This is a genomic window from Paenarthrobacter sp. C1 (genome assembly GCF_049315185.1).
GTDB lineage: Bacteria > Actinomycetota > Actinomycetes > Actinomycetales > Micrococcaceae > Arthrobacter > Arthrobacter nicotinovorans.
Window position 1 is genome coordinate 1,530,729 of record NZ_CP186052.1, and the last position, 16,128, is coordinate 1,546,856.

General features: G+C 63.7%; 12 protein-coding genes and 2 pseudogenes. 11 read left to right on the top strand and 3 right to left on the bottom strand.

The features are described 5' to 3' along the window. Nucleotides 1-145: 145 nt before the first annotated feature. Nucleotides 146-1,060, top strand: a pseudogene (locus ACNAOU_RS07240) (SLC13 family permease); the annotation flags it as partial. Between the two features lie 126 nt (nucleotides 1,061-1,186). Here ACNAOU_RS07240 and ACNAOU_RS07245 read toward each other — a convergent pair. Next, nucleotides 1,187-2,701: an LCP family protein gene (locus tag ACNAOU_RS07245; RefSeq protein WP_275778747.1), complete on the bottom strand. Its 1,515-nt coding sequence runs from the start codon at nucleotides 2,699-2,701 to the stop codon at nucleotides 1,187-1,189. 105 nt (nucleotides 2,702-2,806) lie between these two features. On the opposite strand from ACNAOU_RS07245, the gene ACNAOU_RS07250 reads away from it, so the two are divergent. The 5 genes from ACNAOU_RS07250 (at nucleotide 2,807) to ACNAOU_RS07270 (ending at nucleotide 7,859) form a co-directional block, all read left to right on the top strand. Further along, nucleotides 2,807-3,685: a cytochrome c oxidase assembly protein gene (locus ACNAOU_RS07250; RefSeq protein ID WP_018777424.1), complete on the top strand. Its 879-nt coding sequence runs from the start codon at nucleotides 2,807-2,809 to the stop codon at nucleotides 3,683-3,685. Nucleotides 3,686-3,746: 61 nt separating this feature from the next. Then, entirely contained in the window at nucleotides 3,747-4,043 is a 297-nt protein-coding gene (gene gatC / locus ACNAOU_RS07255) for an Asp-tRNA(Asn)/Glu-tRNA(Gln) amidotransferase subunit GatC (RefSeq protein ID WP_018777425.1), read from the top strand. Nucleotides 4,044-4,048: 5 nt separating this feature from the next. Next, complete coding sequence (gene gatA / locus ACNAOU_RS07260; protein ID WP_064721852.1) at nucleotides 4,049-5,617, top strand: Asp-tRNA(Asn)/Glu-tRNA(Gln) amidotransferase subunit GatA; 1,569 nt, start codon at nucleotides 4,049-4,051, stop codon at nucleotides 5,615-5,617. Beyond that, entirely contained in the window at nucleotides 5,617-7,125 is a 1,509-nt protein-coding gene (gene gatB, locus ACNAOU_RS07265; protein WP_018777427.1) for an Asp-tRNA(Asn)/Glu-tRNA(Gln) amidotransferase subunit GatB, read from the top strand. Before gatA ends, gatB begins: the two co-directional genes overlap by 1 nt. Before the next feature lie 74 nt (nucleotides 7,126-7,199). Then, complete coding sequence (locus ACNAOU_RS07270; protein WP_422758359.1) at nucleotides 7,200-7,859, top strand: DUF5666 domain-containing protein; 660 nt, start codon at nucleotides 7,200-7,202, stop codon at nucleotides 7,857-7,859. On the opposite strand, the gene ACNAOU_RS07275 is transcribed toward ACNAOU_RS07270, so the two are convergent. Beyond that, the gene (locus ACNAOU_RS07275; RefSeq protein WP_422758360.1) at nucleotides 7,840-8,859 is read right to left on the bottom strand and encodes a formylglycine-generating enzyme family protein; all 1,020 of its coding nucleotides are present in this window, start codon (nucleotides 8,857-8,859) and stop codon (nucleotides 7,840-7,842) included. The two genes, ACNAOU_RS07270 and ACNAOU_RS07275, sit on opposite strands and share 20 nt — an antisense overlap. Nucleotides 8,860-9,115: 256 nt before the next feature. On the opposite strand from ACNAOU_RS07275, the pseudogene ACNAOU_RS07280 reads away from it, so the two are divergent. From ACNAOU_RS07280 to ACNAOU_RS07300, 5 genes and pseudogenes are all read left to right on the top strand, one after another. Beyond that, nucleotides 9,116-10,149 (top strand): annotated as a pseudogene (locus ACNAOU_RS07280) (ABC transporter permease). A 42-nt stretch (nucleotides 10,150-10,191) separates the two neighbouring features. Beyond that, nucleotides 10,192-11,115 (top strand): carbohydrate ABC transporter permease, encoded by a 924-nt coding sequence (locus tag ACNAOU_RS07285; protein ID WP_018777431.1) that lies wholly within the window; start codon nucleotides 10,192-10,194, stop codon nucleotides 11,113-11,115. Between the two features lie 69 nt (nucleotides 11,116-11,184). Then, nucleotides 11,185-12,843, top strand: coding sequence for a sugar ABC transporter substrate-binding protein (locus tag ACNAOU_RS07290; protein ID WP_422758361.1), 1,659 nt, complete (start codon nucleotides 11,185-11,187; stop codon nucleotides 12,841-12,843). A gap of 68 nt (nucleotides 12,844-12,911) precedes the next feature. Further along, nucleotides 12,912-13,955 carry a LacI family DNA-binding transcriptional regulator gene (locus ACNAOU_RS07295; RefSeq protein WP_422758362.1) on the top strand — a complete coding sequence of 348 codons (1,044 nt, stop codon included), beginning with the start codon at nucleotides 12,912-12,914 and terminating at the stop codon, nucleotides 13,953-13,955. 17 nt (nucleotides 13,956-13,972) lie between these two features. After that, on the top strand, nucleotides 13,973-15,166 hold the full coding sequence (locus ACNAOU_RS07300) for a Gfo/Idh/MocA family protein (RefSeq protein ID WP_039240430.1): 1,194 nt from the start codon (nucleotides 13,973-13,975) through the stop codon (nucleotides 15,164-15,166). 1 nt (nucleotide 15,167) lies between these two features. On the opposite strand, the gene ACNAOU_RS07305 is transcribed toward ACNAOU_RS07300, so the two are convergent. Further along, a complete protein-coding gene (locus ACNAOU_RS07305; protein WP_018777435.1) occupies nucleotides 15,168-16,085 on the bottom strand; it encodes a LysR family transcriptional regulator in 918 nt (305 codons plus the stop codon). Between the last annotated feature and the right edge of the window lie 43 nt (nucleotides 16,086-16,128).

Consider the following 16,128-nt stretch of genomic DNA (forward strand, 5'->3'; position numbering starts at 1 on the left):
GCATTGAGCATAATGCGCAAAACGTTCGCAACGAGCAGTATTCCCAACAATTCCCGGAAACCCCTGCCAGTGACGGACGCCACCCTAATGTCTGTAGTGCGCATCACACCGACGTGGCGCCATTCACAGTAGTAAGGAGCCGGCCGTGCTGGTTTTGCTTGGATTCGCAATGATTGCGGTATTCATGGTCCTGATCATGACCAAAAAATTGACGACCGTCCTGGCGCTGATCATCGTCCCCACCGTCTTCGGCCTTTTCGCCGGGGCAGGCCTCGGTATCGGTCCCATGGTCATGGATTCCATGAAGTCCATGACGTCCACGGCGGCGCTGCTGATGTTCGCCATCATCTACTTCGGCCTCATGATCGACGTCGGACTCTTTGACCCCCTGGTGAAGTTCATCCTCCGCAAGCTGGGCAACGACCCCGCCAAGGTTGTCCTCGGCACCGCCATCCTGGCCGCCGCAGTGTCCCTCGATGGGGACGGCTCCACCACCTTCATCCTTACTACCGCCGCCATGCTCCCCGTGTACCTGCGCCTCAAGATGAGCCCCGTGGTCCTGACCTGTGTGGCAGGCCTGGCCAACGGCACCATGAACATCCTGCCTTGGGGCGGCCCCACCGCACGTGCTGCCACAGCCCTGAAGCTCGACGTCAACGACGTCTTCGTCCCCATGGTTCCGTCCCTGATCGTCGGCCTGATCGTTGTATTGGTCTTCTCCTGGTTGCTCGGTTTGCAGGAACGCAACCGCCTCCGCACCACTGCTCCCGAAATCTGGGGCGACGTCGCTGATCCGTCCGAGGCGTTCGACGGCGGCACTGGCCGCGGTGGCGCACTCGCCGCAGCTTCCGGTGCCACGGGTTCCGGATCAGGTTCGGGCAAGGGCCGCTTCGGCTTCGGCCGCACTGCCGGCAAGCCCGGCACCGGCGGAGGTACCGGCGTCGCCGTTATTGAACGTCCCGAAACCCTGGTGGACGACCACGACACCGCCATGGCCGACACGGCCCTGGACCCCAACCGCACCACGCTGCGTCCCAAGCTGTTCTGGTTCAACCTGGGCTGTCATCTCGATCGTCATGCTGGCCGTCGGTGTCCTGACCGGAGCAATCGGCATCGGCTGACCGCCGCAGGCGCCGCGAGCTTCGACTACAAGCTGCGGCACCGCCGAATACGCCGCTGTAAATGATCAGCCTGCCGGGTTTGTTGCCTGGCAGGTCTGGTCATTTGCCGTTTGGCTCGGAATGCTTCCCTCCGCCGGGGCCGGGACCGGCTTGTCGCCCGAGGCAAAGTCCTCGCCTGCGTAGAGCTGGACGCCCTCAATGCCGGCGGCCTGCTGGACGCTGGTAGCCGGAAGCCCGAACATGGCGGCGATGTCGGTTGCGACGTCGTCGAAACCGGCCTGGTAGTAAATCATCGTTTGGGTTTGTGGCTGGGCCTGCAGCCGGGTTGTCTTGGTGTAGCCGGCGGCGGCCAGCGTCGCGGCGATGGCATTGCTCCGGCCCGTCACGGAAGTGCCGTTGGCAACGGAAACCGGCTGGAGTGCTTTATCGAAGGAAGGTTTGGCGGGCGGGCTGGAAGGCTCAGCCGTAGGGGCCGCACCCTGGCTAAGGTCGGCGCTCTGCCGGAGGGCGGAGAAAAGTTGCGACGCCGCCGGCTCCGCCAAGGCCAGCCGGTTGGGGTCGGACGGCGCGGGGACAGTAGGTACGGTGATGAAGTTGACCTTTGCGGGGTCGATGTTCTTCAGCCGGTCCGCGATGGTCAACAGAGCCGGAACCGAAGACAATCCGGTGTCCACCGTGAGGTTGCTGGTCATGGTGTCAGCGATATCCAGTACTTTTTGCGGGTTGGTCAGTGTGCCTTCGGATTTGAGCTTGCGCACCAGCGAGCCAAGGAAGGCCTGCTGGGCCTGGATGCGGCCCAAGTCCCCGCCGTCGGCGAAAGCATGCCGGGTGCGCAGGAACGCCAAGGCCTGGTCGCCTTCCACCTGGGAGGTTCCCTTGGGAAGCCGGAGGCCGGAATCGGGATCGTAGACATCCGAGTTGACGCATACATCCACGCCTCCCACCTTGGTGGAGAGTTCCTTGACGGCATTGAAGTCCGCCATCATGAAGTGGTCGATTTCCAGGCCCGTTAGTTTGTTGACGGTATCCACGGCGCAGCCAATGCCGGCTTCGGCCATGGCGCTGTTGATCATCGCGTCCTCACGGGCAGCGTGCTGCTGCTTGGTGGCCTGGTCCTGGCATTCAGGAACATCCACCATGAGGTCGCGGGGAAAGCTGATGACATTGACGTTGTTGTTGTCTGCCGAAATATCCACCAGCATCATGACGTCCGATTGACCGTAGCCCGAAGACTGGTCCGCCGTACCGTACTGGCTGTTCTTGCCGCTGCGGGTGTCGCTGCCCAGGACCAGGATCTGGAGCCGGTCCTTGCGGTCATCAACCGGGCCCTCGGTGCGGGCGCCTCCGGCTCCCAGCGCACTCGTGGAGATGTTGGACTGCAACCGCCACAGCCAATAGCCGCCGAAGCACAGCACACCGAGGAGGACTGCGGCTATCACCAGGACGCCGAGCCGCAGCCAGCGGCGACGTTTACGGGTGGGTGAACCGAGGCTGCCGTCAACCAGGTTTCCCTGCCCGGGGTAGGCGGCCAGAGCTGGGTCGGAGCGGTTGGGGTCGGGACTTTCGTGACGACCTTGCACAGGGCCGGCCTTTCCTTGGGGGTCAGAAGCGGCTCATATTACTGAGCCATTCTGGGAATTTCCCCCATCGGCCAACCGCTCAGGCGGTGGGAATATCATGGGCTGGTGCCGCCACTTGAACTCCTTGGCAGTGCCTGGCGAATCGACTGGGCAGCCGTCGCAATGATCAGCACGTTTGGCGTGCTCTACGGCCTGGGGATCAGGGCCGCCACCAGGAACGGCCATAGATGGCCCCTCTGGCGGGCGGCTGCGTTCTACGGTCCCGGCCTGGGATCCATGGCTGTCCTTTGCTGCGGATTCACCGGGGTCTACAGTGCCGATCTTCGCTGGGCATTTACCCTCAAAATCTCCTTGCTCCTTTTTGTCGTCCCACTGTTGCTGGGGCTGGGCCGGCCGATCACGCTGGCCCGTGCGGCACTGCCAGACACGGGCACAGCGGTGCTGAACGCAGTGCTGGCCCACCGCGTTGTGCGCTTCTTCAGCAACTCGCTGGCCGCCCCGCTGATCGGATTGGCGCTTTTCTCCACCTTCCTGACACCGGCCTTCCATGCGCTGCGTGCCGATCCGTTGGCCGAAACCCTGCTGACCGTCTGCATTCCCTTGCTGGGCCTCCTGATGGCCCTGCCCATCATCGAAGAAGCGGATTTCCAGCGCTCCAGCGCATACATCACCCTGGAGTTCGTGTTCGTTTTCATTGAGCTCCTTGCAGATGCCGTGCCGGGTATCCTGCTGCGTCTCAACGGCCAGGTCCTGGACCATGTCATGACAACCCAGGCCATGGCGGGGTGGTTCCCGGACCCGCTACGCGACCAGCAACTGGCGGGGGATGTCCTGTGGTTCATCTGCGAAATCGTCGATCTGCCACTTATCATCCTCATGTTCATCCGTTTCTCCAGGAGCGATAAACGTGAGGCGCGCGGTTTCGATGAACTGACGGACGCGCAACTGGAGGAGCTGAACGCGCAGCACCTGAACCGGCGCTGAAGCCGGTGCACAGCCAAGTAGACTGGTTCGGAAAACCATTTGAACTTTGCAGGGGAGATCCATGGCTGCGATCAACCGTGACGACGTCGCGCATCTTGCGCGTCTGGCTCACATTGAAATGAGTGCCGAAGAACTGGACAGGATGGCTGTTGAGCTTGCTGTCATCGTGGATTCGGTAAAGAGCGTGAGCGAGGCTGCCGGGGACGATGTTCCGGCGACATCGCACCCGATTCCGTTGACCAACGTGTTCCGTGAGGACGTCGTGGGTCACACATTCACGGCCGAACAGGCGCTGTCCGGCGCTCCGGATGCTTTCGAGAACCGTTTCAAGGTCCCGGCAATCCTGGATGAGGACTAATCACTATGACTGAGCTGAAGAACGAACTCATCCGCCACTCCGCTGCCGACCTCGCAGCCAAGCTGGCCGCCCGCGAAGTTTCCGCCGTCGAGGTGACGCAGGCGCACCTCGACCGCATTGCCGACGTCGACGGTCAGGTTAATGCGTTCCTGCACGTTAACAGCGAAGAGGCTTTGGCCGTTGCCGCCGACGTCGACGCTGCCCGCGCTGCCGGCGGTGCCGCTGCCGAGGAACTGCACGCCCTTGCCGGCGTGCCGATCGCGGTCAAGGACCTCATTGTCACCATTGGCCAGCCGACCACCGCTGGTTCGAAGATCCTTGAGGGCTGGCACAGCCCGTATGACGCCACTGTGGTGAAGAAGCTTCGCGCGGCCAGGATGCCCATCCTGGGCAAGACCAACCTGGATGAGTTCGCCATGGGTTCCTCCACGGAGCACTCTGCGTTCGGACCCACCCGCAACCCGTGGGACCTGGACCGCATCCCCGGCGGTTCGGGCGGTGGCTCCGCGGCCGCCGTCGCCGCTTTCGAAGCGCCCCTGGCGCTCGGCACGGACACCGGTGGTTCTATCCGCCAGCCCGGTGCCGTCACTGGAACCGTCGGCGTCAAGCCCACCTACGGCGCTGTTTCCCGCTACGGTGCCATCGCCATGGCGTCCTCGCTGGACCAGATCGGCCCGGTGTCCCGTACCGTGCTTGACTCGGCCCTGCTCCAGGAAGTCATTGGCGGTCACGACCCCTTCGACTCCACGTCCCTGACCGATCCGTTCAACAACCTGGTTGCCGCCGCCCGCGTGGGCAACGTCGCCGGGATGAGGATCGGCATCGTCAAAGAGCTGCACGGCGAGGGCTACCAGGCCGGCGTCGAGAACCGTTTCAACGAGTCGCTCCAGATCCTGAAGGACGCCGGTGCGGAAATCGTCGAGGTTTCCTGCCCCAACCTGAAGTACGCCCTGGGTGCCTACTACCTGATCATGCCGTCCGAGGTCTCCAGCAACCTGGCCAAGTTCGACGGCGTCCGCTTCGGCTTGCGAGTCCTGCCCAAGGACGGTCCGATGACCATCGAACGCGTGATGGGTGCCACCAGGGCTGCCGGCTTCGGCGATGAGGTCAAGCGCCGCATCATCCTGGGAACCTATGCGCTGAGCGCCGGTTACTACGACGCCTACTACGGTTCCGCGCAGAAGGTCCGCACCCTGATCCAGCGTGACTTCGACGCCGCTTTTGCCCAGGCCGATGTCCTGATCTCCCCGACGGCGCCCACCACGGCGTTCAAGCTGGGGGAGAAGCTTGATGATCCCTTGGCCATGTACCTGAACGACGTCGCCACGATTCCCGCGAACCTCGCCGGTATCCCCGGCCTGTCCCTGCCGGGTGGCCTGGCTGATGAGGACGGCCTGCCCGTCGGCATCCAGCTGCTGGCTCCGGCCCGCGAAGATGCCCGTCTGTACCGCGTGGGTGCGGTCCTCGAGTCCATCCTTGAAGAGAAGTGGGGCGGCCCGATTCTGGCGCAGGCGCCGGAACTGAAAAGTGCTGCCCTTGGCGCAACGTCCAACACCGCCGGAGGTTCCAACTAATGTCCGTCGACGCAACCCTGAGCTTCGAAGAAGCCATGGAGAAGTACGATCCCGTCCTGGGGTTCGAGGTCCACGTGGAACTCAACACCAAGACCAAGATGTTCTCCTCGGCACCCAACGTCTTCGGTGACGAGCCGAACACCAACGTCAACGAAGTTGACCTCGGCATGCCCGGCGTTCTTCCGGTGGTCAACAAGGCCGCCGTGGAGTCCTCCATCAAAATCGGCCTTGCCCTGAACTGCAAAATCGCCGAGTCCTGCCGCTTCGCCCGGAAGAACTACTTCTACCCGGACACCCCCAAGAACTTCCAGACCTCGCAGTACGATGAGCCGATCGCCTATGACGGTTACCTCGACATCGAGCTGGAGGACGGCACGGTCTTCCGCGTGGAGATCGAACGGGCCCACATGGAAGAGGACGCCGGCAAGCTGACCCACATGGGTGGCGCTGCGGGCCGTATCCAGGGCGCCGATTACTCCCTGGTGGACTACAACCGCTCCGGTGTGCCGCTGGTGGAAATTGTCACCAAGCCGATCGAGGGTGCCGGCAGCCGCGCCCCTGAACTGGCCAAGGCTTACGTCGCGGCCGTCCGCGAGATCGTGAAGAACCTCGGCGTCTCCGATGCCAAGATGGAGCGCGGCAACGTCCGTTGCGATGCCAACGTCTCCTTGCGGCCGCATGGCCGTGAACGCTTTGGCATCCGTTCGGAAACCAAGAATGTCAACTCCCTGCGCGCCGTCGAGCACGCCGTGCGTTATGAAATCCAGCGCCACGCCGCGGTCCTTGAGTCCGGTGAACCGGTCATCCAGGAGACGCGCCACTGGCACGAGGACACGCGTTCGACGACGTCGGGCCGGCCCAAGTCCGACGCTGACGATTACCGCTACTTCCCGGAGCCGGACCTGGTTCCCGTTGTCGCTTCCCGCGAGTGGGTTGAGGAATTGCGCGCCACCCTTCCCGAGCCGCCTGCTGAGCGTCGCAAGCGCCTCAAGGAAGCCTGGGGCTACTCGGATCTGGAGTTCCGCGATGTCGTGAACGCCGGGGTCATGGACTCGATCGAGGAAACCATTGCCGCCGGCGCATCTGCCGATGTTGCCCGCAAGTGGTGGATGGGTGAGATCGTCGGCCGCGCCAAGGTGGCCGACGTCGATCCTTCCGAGCTCGGCGTCACGCCGCAGGTCATCGTCGAGCTGAACAAGCTCGTCGAGGGCGGCAAGATCAACAACAAGATGGCCACGCAGGTCCTGGACGGCGTCCTCGCCGGCGAAGGAACTCCGGCGGAGATCGTTGAAAAGCGCGGCCTGGCGGTCGTGTCCGACGACGGTCCCCTCCTGGAAGCCATCGACGCCGCCCTGGCGGCACAGCCTGACGTCGCGGAGAAGATCCGTGGCGGCAAGATCCAGGCCATCGGCGCGATTGTTGGCGGCGTCATGAAGGCCACCCGTGGCCAGGCAGACGCAGGCCGTGTCCGCGAGCTCATCCTGGAGAAGCTCGGCGTCGAGGGCTAGACGCCTGTATTTCCCTACAAAGCAGGCCGCAGTTGATGCTGCGGCCTGCTTTGTTTTGGGCGCACAATGGATGCATGGCCACTCTCAAACCGGGCCTTCGGAAGGCCCTTCTTGCCGGCGGAATCGCTGTCACCTTGACCTGCGCCGGAGGCGCTGCCGTGTGGGCCGGCACTCAGAGCCCTTCAGGGACGCAGGGACCTTCAGCCACGCCAAGTTCCTCTGCTTCCGCCAAGCCATCCCAGGCGGCCCCATCCCAGGCGGCCCCATCCCAGGCGGCCCGGGGCCAGGCCATTCATGGCGAACACGTCGTCAAGCAGCCGGACGGGAGCTACCGGACTGTCCTCACCCAGGCCGGAACCATTGATTCGGTGAGTGGCTCCGACATCACGGTGAAGAGCGAAGACGGCTTCACCCAGGGGTATGCGATCAACACCGACACAAGGATCGCCAGGATTCCCGCTGACGTGTCGCAGCTCCGCAACGGCAATGGCAACGGCAAGAGCAACGGCAAGAGCAAGCCTGCATTGCCGTCGGTGACGGCTGCCGAGCTTAAGGCCGGTGACAAGGTCCACATCAGCGGCATCAAGGACGGCGGCACCGTGACCGCAACAAAGATCGTCGCCGGTGAGCTGCCGGCCGGCATCAAGGGTGGGCACGGTCTCATGGGTGGGCACGGCCTCATGGGCGGGCACCGCGGGCACGGACCCAGGCAGGCTACAGAGCTACGGTCCTGAAGCCGAGGTTCGCGCTGGCCGAGTCCGGTGTGTTTGAGCTTCGTGCGGCCAGGCGGTAGCGGTTGCAATAAGAGTCGTGGCAGAGGTACGAGCCGCCCCGCATCACCTTGCCCCGGCCGATGGTAGGCCCTTGCGGGTTCTCCACCGTTCCTTGTGCCAGGCACGTTTTGTAGTACTTGGGCAGGAACCAGTCGCTGCACCACTCCCACACGTTCCCGCTGGTTTGGTAGAGACCGTAGCTGTTGGGGGCAAAGGACCGCGCGGGGGCTGTGGTGAGATAGCCGTCGCCGAGGTCGTTGCGGGCCGGGAAGTCGCCTTGCCAGATGTTGCAATGGTGGGCCGCCTGTCCCGGCGCGTCACTGTGCAGTTCGTTGCCCCAGGGGTAGCGCTGCCCGGACAGTCCTCCGCGGGCCGCGTACTCCCATTCGGCTTCGGTGGGCAACCGGCGGCCGGCCCATCCGCAGTAGGCGAGGGCATCGTTGTGTGACACATGGGTCACCGGATGGTCCGCGGCTTCGCTCCAGTGGGAAAGCGGACCGGCAGGGTGGGCCCAGTCGGCGCCGCGGACATTCAGCCACCACGGGACGTTTCCGACGCTGTTGAGTATGTCCTTCCTGTCCGCTTTGACAGCCAGGTGGAACACGGCCGATGTCCCGAAGATCTCCGACTCGGTGCGGTATCCGGTGGCATCGATGAATGCCGCGAATTCCTGGTTGGTGACGGTTGTGGCGCTGATCCTGAAAGCAGGCAGCCGAACCTGGTGCACCGGGGACTCGCCGTCGGCCTCATAGCCTTCTCCGAACGGGTCGCCCATGGCGAAAGTCCCCGCCAAAATCTGGACGTCGCCGCCCGTGGCCGCGGGGGTGGAAGGCTTCCCATGCCCGGATATCGCGACGCCGGTGTCCGCGCCGGTGGCGCCACTCGCCTGGGACAGGGGCAAAGACAGCTTGGGCGTCGAATGATCCCTGGCACCCGGGCCCGGGGCACAACAATCTGCCACACCGATCTCCTTTGTTCCACGCGGCTTTGTTCCACGCGGCTTTGTTCCACGCGGCGCGGGCTTCCCGCCGGGCGCCCCGTTCAACACATCCTACTGGCACCTGCCCGCCGTCGAAAATGATGAAAGCTGATTTCTGCGAGCAGTTTCGATCATGATCTTGCAAAAAGCGACAAGCGTCACTTATGGTTTGTTAAACGGTTAACGAGCGTGGCTTGAATCACATTGATGGCTTTCGCTCAACACTTGAGGAGACAGCATGAACTCGACGACGGAACAGGCTCCGGCATTGCCCGAAGCTCGCCGAGTCCCCGCCCGGGCAGGTGGAAAGACCGCCGGAGCCGGTGCGAAGAAGCGGAAAAGAAACAAGGTCCCGCAGCAGAGCTTCCGGTCCCGGCTGAGGCGGGACAAACAGATGCTGCTCATGATGGTCCCGGGAGTGCTCTTCCTTCTGCTCTTCTTCTACATCCCCATCCTTGGCAACGTCATCGCCTTCCAGGACTACCAGCCGTACCTGGGCATCGGGGACAGCCTCTGGGTTGGCTGGCAGAACTTCGTGGACCTGTTCGGCAACCCCGACTTCATCCACGCCTTCTGGAACACCCTGTACCTGGCGGCCTGGCAGTTGGTCTTCCTCTTCCCGGTGCCGCTGGTACTGGCCCTGATTGTGGATTCGCTCGTCAGCACGCGGGTCCGGAAGGTTTTCCAAAGCATCGCGTACCTCCCGCACTTCCTGTCCTGGGTACTGGTTATCGCGTTCTTCCAGCAGATGCTGGCGGGGCCGGCTTCGTCAACAACCTGCTCCGTGACTGGGGCATGGAGCCCATTCCCTTCATGACCAACCCGGAGACCTTCCCCGTGATGGTCGTGGTCCAGATGATCTGGAAGGACGCCGGCTGGGCAATGATCATCTTCCTGGCAGCCCTGGCCAGCATCGATGCCTCGCTTTATGAAGCCGCCGCCGCCGACGGTGCCGGCAGGTGGCGGAGGATGTGGCACATTACCCTCCCCGGCCTGCGCCCCGTGATCGTGCTGCTCCTCATCCTGCGCATCGGCGACATCCTCTCGGTCGGATTCGAGCAGTTCATCCTGCAACGGGACGCCGTCGGAGCCGGCGCGGCCGAGGTCCTGGACACCTTCACCTACTACACCGGCGTAGTGGGTGGCGGGTGGAGCTCGGGTGCTGCTGCCGGCTTGGCCAAGGGCGTTGTCAGTGCCCTGCTGATCTACGGAGCCAACAAACTTGCCCACCGCTTTGGCGAAGACGGAATCTTCGCAAAACAAGCGCGCTGAAAGTCATGCCAGCCCGCGGGGCTGCCGCACAAGGAGAATTTCATGGCAACACCATTGTTTAGCAAGAAACCCCGGGAACTGACGTACAACCCCAAGCGCCCGGTGTGGAAAGAAAAGCCATCTGCGCTGTACCAAACGGTCAAGGCAGTGGTCCTGGTCGTGTTCAGCTTGTCCATCCTCACTCCCATCCTGCTGGTGGTCTCAACGTCCCTGGCCGATACGGAGCAGTTGGTCAAGGCAGGAGGCTTCGTCCTCTGGCCCGAACGCCCCACGCTGGAGGCCTACGCCACCATCTTCAAGGGCCCCATGGTCCTGCAATCCCTCGGGGTGAGCGTGCTGATCACCGCGGTCGGCACCATTCTGGCGCTGTTCGTGACCATCACCATGGCCTATGCCACCAGCCGTTCGGTCCTCTTCGGCAGGCCCGTCATCCTGGCAGTGCTCTTCACGCTGCTCTTCGCACCGGGACTGATCCCGTCGTTCCTGATGATCCGTCAACTCGGCCTGCTGGACTCCCTGTGGTCGCTGATCCTTCCGGGCATCTTTGGAGCCTTCAACTTTGTGGTGATGCGCTCGTTCTTCATGAACATTCCGGGCGAACTGATCGAAAGTGCCAGGATCGACGGCGCCAACGACTGGCAAATCCTGTGGCGCATCGTGATGCCGCTCTCCAAAGCCGTGATCGCCGTCGTCGGGCTCTTCTACGCGGTGGGCTTCTGGAACTCATTCTTCAACGCACTCCTCTACATCAACGACCACAGCAAATGGCCCATCCAGCTGTTGCTTCGCAACTTCGTGGTCCAGGGGAGCGGGGCGGCCGACCAGCTCGGCATCACCACAACCCCTCCGCCGCAGTCCATCCAAATGGCAGTGGTGGTCGTAGCCCTGGTTCCCATCCTGATGGTCTACCCGTTCCTCCAAAAGCACTTTGCCAAGGGCGTCATCACCGGCGCCGTCAAGGGCTAACCCGCACCCGCGGAGTCCGAAAGAACTGAAACCCACACCATGAAGCAAATAACCAGAAAGGGTTATGCCATGACGAGCACTTCCTCACAGGCTGGATTCAGCCGCCGCGGTTTCCTTGGCCTAGCGGGCCTGGCCGTGACCGCAGCAGGATTGTCCGCCTGCGGTGGCGGCGGAGCCGGCGGCAACGGAGGCGCCGCTGCCTCCGCTTCGGTCAAGTTGCCCACCTACAAGGAATTCACCGGCGTCACCCCGGACATCGCCGGCAACGCCAAGGGCCTGCAGTCCGGCTACTTCAAGCTGCCCACAGCCGTGCAGTCCGTGAAGACGCCCCCGCTCAAGGGCAAGGTCACCGGCTTGACCGAAACCTTCGACACCATGAGCCCCGGCCTGAAGGACAATCCTTTCTGGCAGCGGCTCAACACCAAGCTCGGCGGCGACCTGGAACTGCAGATCGCCGAAGATATCGGAGACGGCTACCCTGCGAAGTTCGCTACCGTCCTAGCCAGCAATGATCTCCCGGACATGATGTGGGTTCCGCCGAACCAGGGCATTCCCAACGTCGGTCCCATGCTTGAAGCCAAGTTCCAGGACCTGACGCCGTACCTCTCCGGCGACGCCGTCCTTGAGTACCCCAACCTGGCCGCACTGAAGCCCGATTCCTGGAAGACCGCCGTCGTGAACGGCAAGATCTGGGGAGCGCCCATCCCGAGCACCCCGTTCGGACAGGTATACGTAGGCAACCACGACGTCTGGTCGAAAGTGGGCGGCTTTGAAGCGGCCAACGCCGATGAATTCCTGGACAAAGCCAGGGAATTGACGCGTCCGGGTGACCAGCAGTACGCCCTGGAACCGGCCTACATCAACGCCCTGCACATGGTGACTGAGTGGTTCGGCGCCCCGAACAGCTGGGCCGTCAACAAGGACCGTACCCTGACGCACCTGTACGAGACCGACGAATACCTGGCCGGCGTCGAGTTCACCGCCAAGATGTTCGCAGCAGGTGTCTTCTACCCGGACTCCAAGGCCACTGACATCCGTTCCCGCGTGGCCAACGGCAGCGTGGCGGCGCAGGTTGTCGTGGGTCCACACGACATCCGCAGCTACCGTGCGCTGAACAAGGACGTACAGTTCGACATCCTGATCCCCTTCAGCGCCGACGGCAAGGTCAAGCCTGTCTATGACATGGGCTATGGCACGGTTGGATTCACCCCGTTCAAGAAGGCCGACGAAGGCAGGATCCGCGAACTGCTGGCACTCATCAACTACCTGTCGGCACCCTTCGGCACAGTCGAGTACATGCAGAAGAACTTCGGCGAGCTCGGCCAGGACTACACCATCGATGCCGCCGGCAACCCGGTCCGCACGGAAACAGGGACCACCAACGCACCCGGCCTGGTGTCGGCGTTGAACATCATGTCCAGCCCGGAAAACGTCATCTTCAACCCCGGATTCGACGACGACACCCGCTACGTCAGCCAGCAGGAGGAGAAACTCCTCGAGTTCGCCTGGCGCAACCCCACCAACGGTTCCTACTCGGACACCAACGCCAAGGTGGGTGCCAAGATCACCAAGCAGCTGCGCGACAAAGTGGTGGACATCATCACAGGCCGGGCGAAGATCGACGAGCTCAAGGACGCGGTCAAGCGCTGGAAGAGCGAAGGCGGGGACAAGATGCGCGATGAGTACCAGGCCGCGTTGGACCCCAACGCGCCAGTCTTCCGAAGCTAGGCCGTTTCAGGAGCTAGCCTCGACACAGAATGGCGTGACCAGAGATAAGCGAACAAGCAGGGGGAACCATGGCAAAAGCGAGCAGCACCGGAGTAAGGCCCACCATTCGAATGGTGGCCGAACTGGCCGGCGTCTCCACCGCCACGGTGTCCTATGTGTTGTCAGGGCGGCGCGGTGATGGCGGACCAGGCGTTTCGGATCCGACGGCGGAAAAGGTCAAGGCTGCTGCCGAGCGGCTCGGCTACCGCCCCAACCAGGCGGCCCGGGCCATCCGGACGGGCCGCACGAACACCGTGATCCTGTCGCTGACCATGCTCTCCGATCCTTGGTCGTTGTCCGTCATCGAAGCCGTGCAGAAGGCCGCGGTCCCGCTGGGAATCACGCCGATGATCCTCGGCGATGCTGACTGGGTCAAAGTACTCGGCACGCACAACGCAGACGCGGTGTTCGTCGATGCTGTCCGCGAGAACCAGCGCGATGACCTGCGCAAACTCGCGGAACGCGGGACCACCCTGGTGGTTTTCGACGAGGTCCTGGAAGCGGACGGCTTCGATGTCATCCGTTCCATTGCCGGCCCCGGCTGCCGGATGGCCGTGGAGCACCTGCTCCACGGCCACCGGCAGATCGCTTGCCTGACTCCGGCAACGGCGGCGGGCACCTCCGGCGGATCGCGGTACCGGGCCTACTCGGAGGCCTTGGCCTCGGCCGGCATCCCGGAGCGGCAGGACTATGTGGGGCTCTTCGATGGGACCACAGCCAGTGCCTATGCCACTGCCACCCGGCTCCTCAGCCTGCCGGACCGTCCCACCGCCATCTACGCCACCACGGACTACGCGGCGGTCAGTGCCATCAATGCAGCACAGCGCCTGGGGCTCGGGGTCGGCGTGGATGTGGACATCATCGGTGTCGGCAACACAGTGGAGGGTGAGCGGATGTCGCCCTCGCTCAGCACCGTTGGTCCCGTGGACTTCTTCGACAAGCTCGCCCGGCGGCTCTTGAAGCGTGCTGCCAGCCACGGCGAACACGACGAGCCCGCCGTCCTCGACTTCCCCTGGCATCTGTTCGTGCGCGAATCGGCGCCCCACCGCAGCACCGCCACCAGACTTTACTAAGAAACAGCAGAAGGAAAATGCACACCATGGATAAGGATTTGAAGGTCGGAATCGTAGGATTCGGCCTGCGTTCGGGGTTGTGGAAGCACGCCCACAAACCCGGCAACGGCTCCGAGGTCACCATCATCTGCGACCTCAGTGAACGCGGCAGGGCCGATGCTGCCCAGCGCATTCCCACAGCCCGCATCACTGCCGACCTCGATGAACTGCTGGCCAGCGGCCTGGACGCCGTACTGGTCCTGACCCCCGATAGCCAGCACGCCGCCGTCGCGGTCCGGACGCTCAAGGCGGGCATCCCCACCTTCTGCGAAAAGCCGCTCGACATCACGGTTGAGGCCGCGGACCTGATCCTCAGCACGGCTTTCGAAACCGGCACACGCCTGTACGTCGGCCACAACATGCGCCACATGCCGGTGGTAGTACAGATGCGCCAACTCATCGAGGAAGGCAGGATCGGGGACGTCAAAGCGGTCTGGTGCCGCCACTTCGTCGGCCACGGCGGGGACTACTACTTCAAGGACTGGCACGCCCAGCGCGCCAACGTCACGTCCCTCCTGCTTCAAAAGGGCGCCCACGACATCGACGTCATCCACTGGCTCGCCGGTGGCTACACCAAGCGGGTTGCCGCCGTCGGAGATCTGGCTGTCTATGGTGATGTCGCCAACCGTGCCGACAACACCGGCAAACGCATGGGGGACTGGTTCTCCCTGGACAACTGGCCGCCGACGGAGCAGAAGGATCTGGCGGAAGTGATCGACGTCGAGGACATTTCCATGATGAACATGGTCCTGGACAACGGTGTGCTGGCCTCCTACCAGCAGTGCCACTTCACCCCGGATTACTGGCGCAACTACACGATCATCGGAACCAAGGGCCGGATCGAGAACCTGGGCGATGGACCGGGAGAAACCATCAATGTGTGGACTTCCCGGACGTCGGGATATGCGGCACCGGATGAGGTCATCACCATCCAGGACGGCGAGGGCGGCCACGGCGGCGCCGACCCGCGCCTGATCGAGGAGTTCCTCCGCTTCGCGTCGGAGGGCGGGCAGACGCAAACCAGCCCCATTGCTGCACGGCAGGCGGTGGTTGCCGGCATCCTCGCGGCAGAATCGCTGCGGGGCGACGGCTCAGCGCGAGAGGTGCCGGAACTCCCGGCCGAGCTGGTGGCCTACTTCGACGCCGGCCAGCCCGCCTTGGTCCGCGACTGACCTAGCGGGGTGAGGAAAGCCCGGTCATGACGGTTTGAAGTGACTCGCAAACCGTCATGACCGATTTCCGTTTCAGCGTTTCCGGACGGGCCAGGATGTCGATTTTGCGCACCGAGTTCACGCCGGACAACGGGCGCAGCACCACGCCGGCGTCCAGGACACGCCGGGCCGTGAAGCGCGGGAGCAGTCCGATCGCGCCGCCGGCCGAGACGAGCGCGGCCACGGTTGAGTAGTCGTTGATGCGGTGCAGGACCTCCGCGGGCCTCCCGCTCACGGCAACGACGGCGGCGAGCACGTCCGCGGGGGAGTAACCGTCGCGGCTGGTCACCCAGGGTTCATCCACGACGTCGGAAGGCTCCAGTTCGCGGCGGGATGCGAGTGGGTGATCCGCCGGAAGCGCGATGTCCAGCGGCTCGTCGGCCAGTGGGATCACCGCGACTTTGTCCTCCGGCCATTGCGGGCTGTTGTCCATGCGGTGCGCCAGCACCAGGTCGTACCGTGCTGCCAACCCCGGGAAATCCTCCTGCGCCACGTCCTCGTCGGCCAGGCGCAGGCGAGGCGAGTTCCCGCCGTCGGACGCCAACAGCGCTGCCAGCGGCGCGAACAGCGCCTGCCCTGCGCTGTGGAAGGCGCTCACGCTGACCGGCGCGTCGGGAGCATCGTGATACGCGCCGATCGCTGCCCGCGCGTCTGCCATGGCATTTACGACGGCGGCGCCCGCCTCGGCGAGCACGCGGCCCGCGTCGGTCAGGACCAGGGCGCGGCCCTCCTTCCGCGTCAACGGCACGTCCACGGACCTTTGGAGCAGGGCGAGCTGTTGCGACACGGCCGAAGGAGTGACCATGAGTGTCTCTGCTACCGCCTTGACGCTGCCCAGGTCGCCGAGTTCGCGGAGCATCTGCAGCTGATGAATTTCCATTAGCAAATCCTAAATCGTTGATTGAGAAGAATCTAGTTGTGCT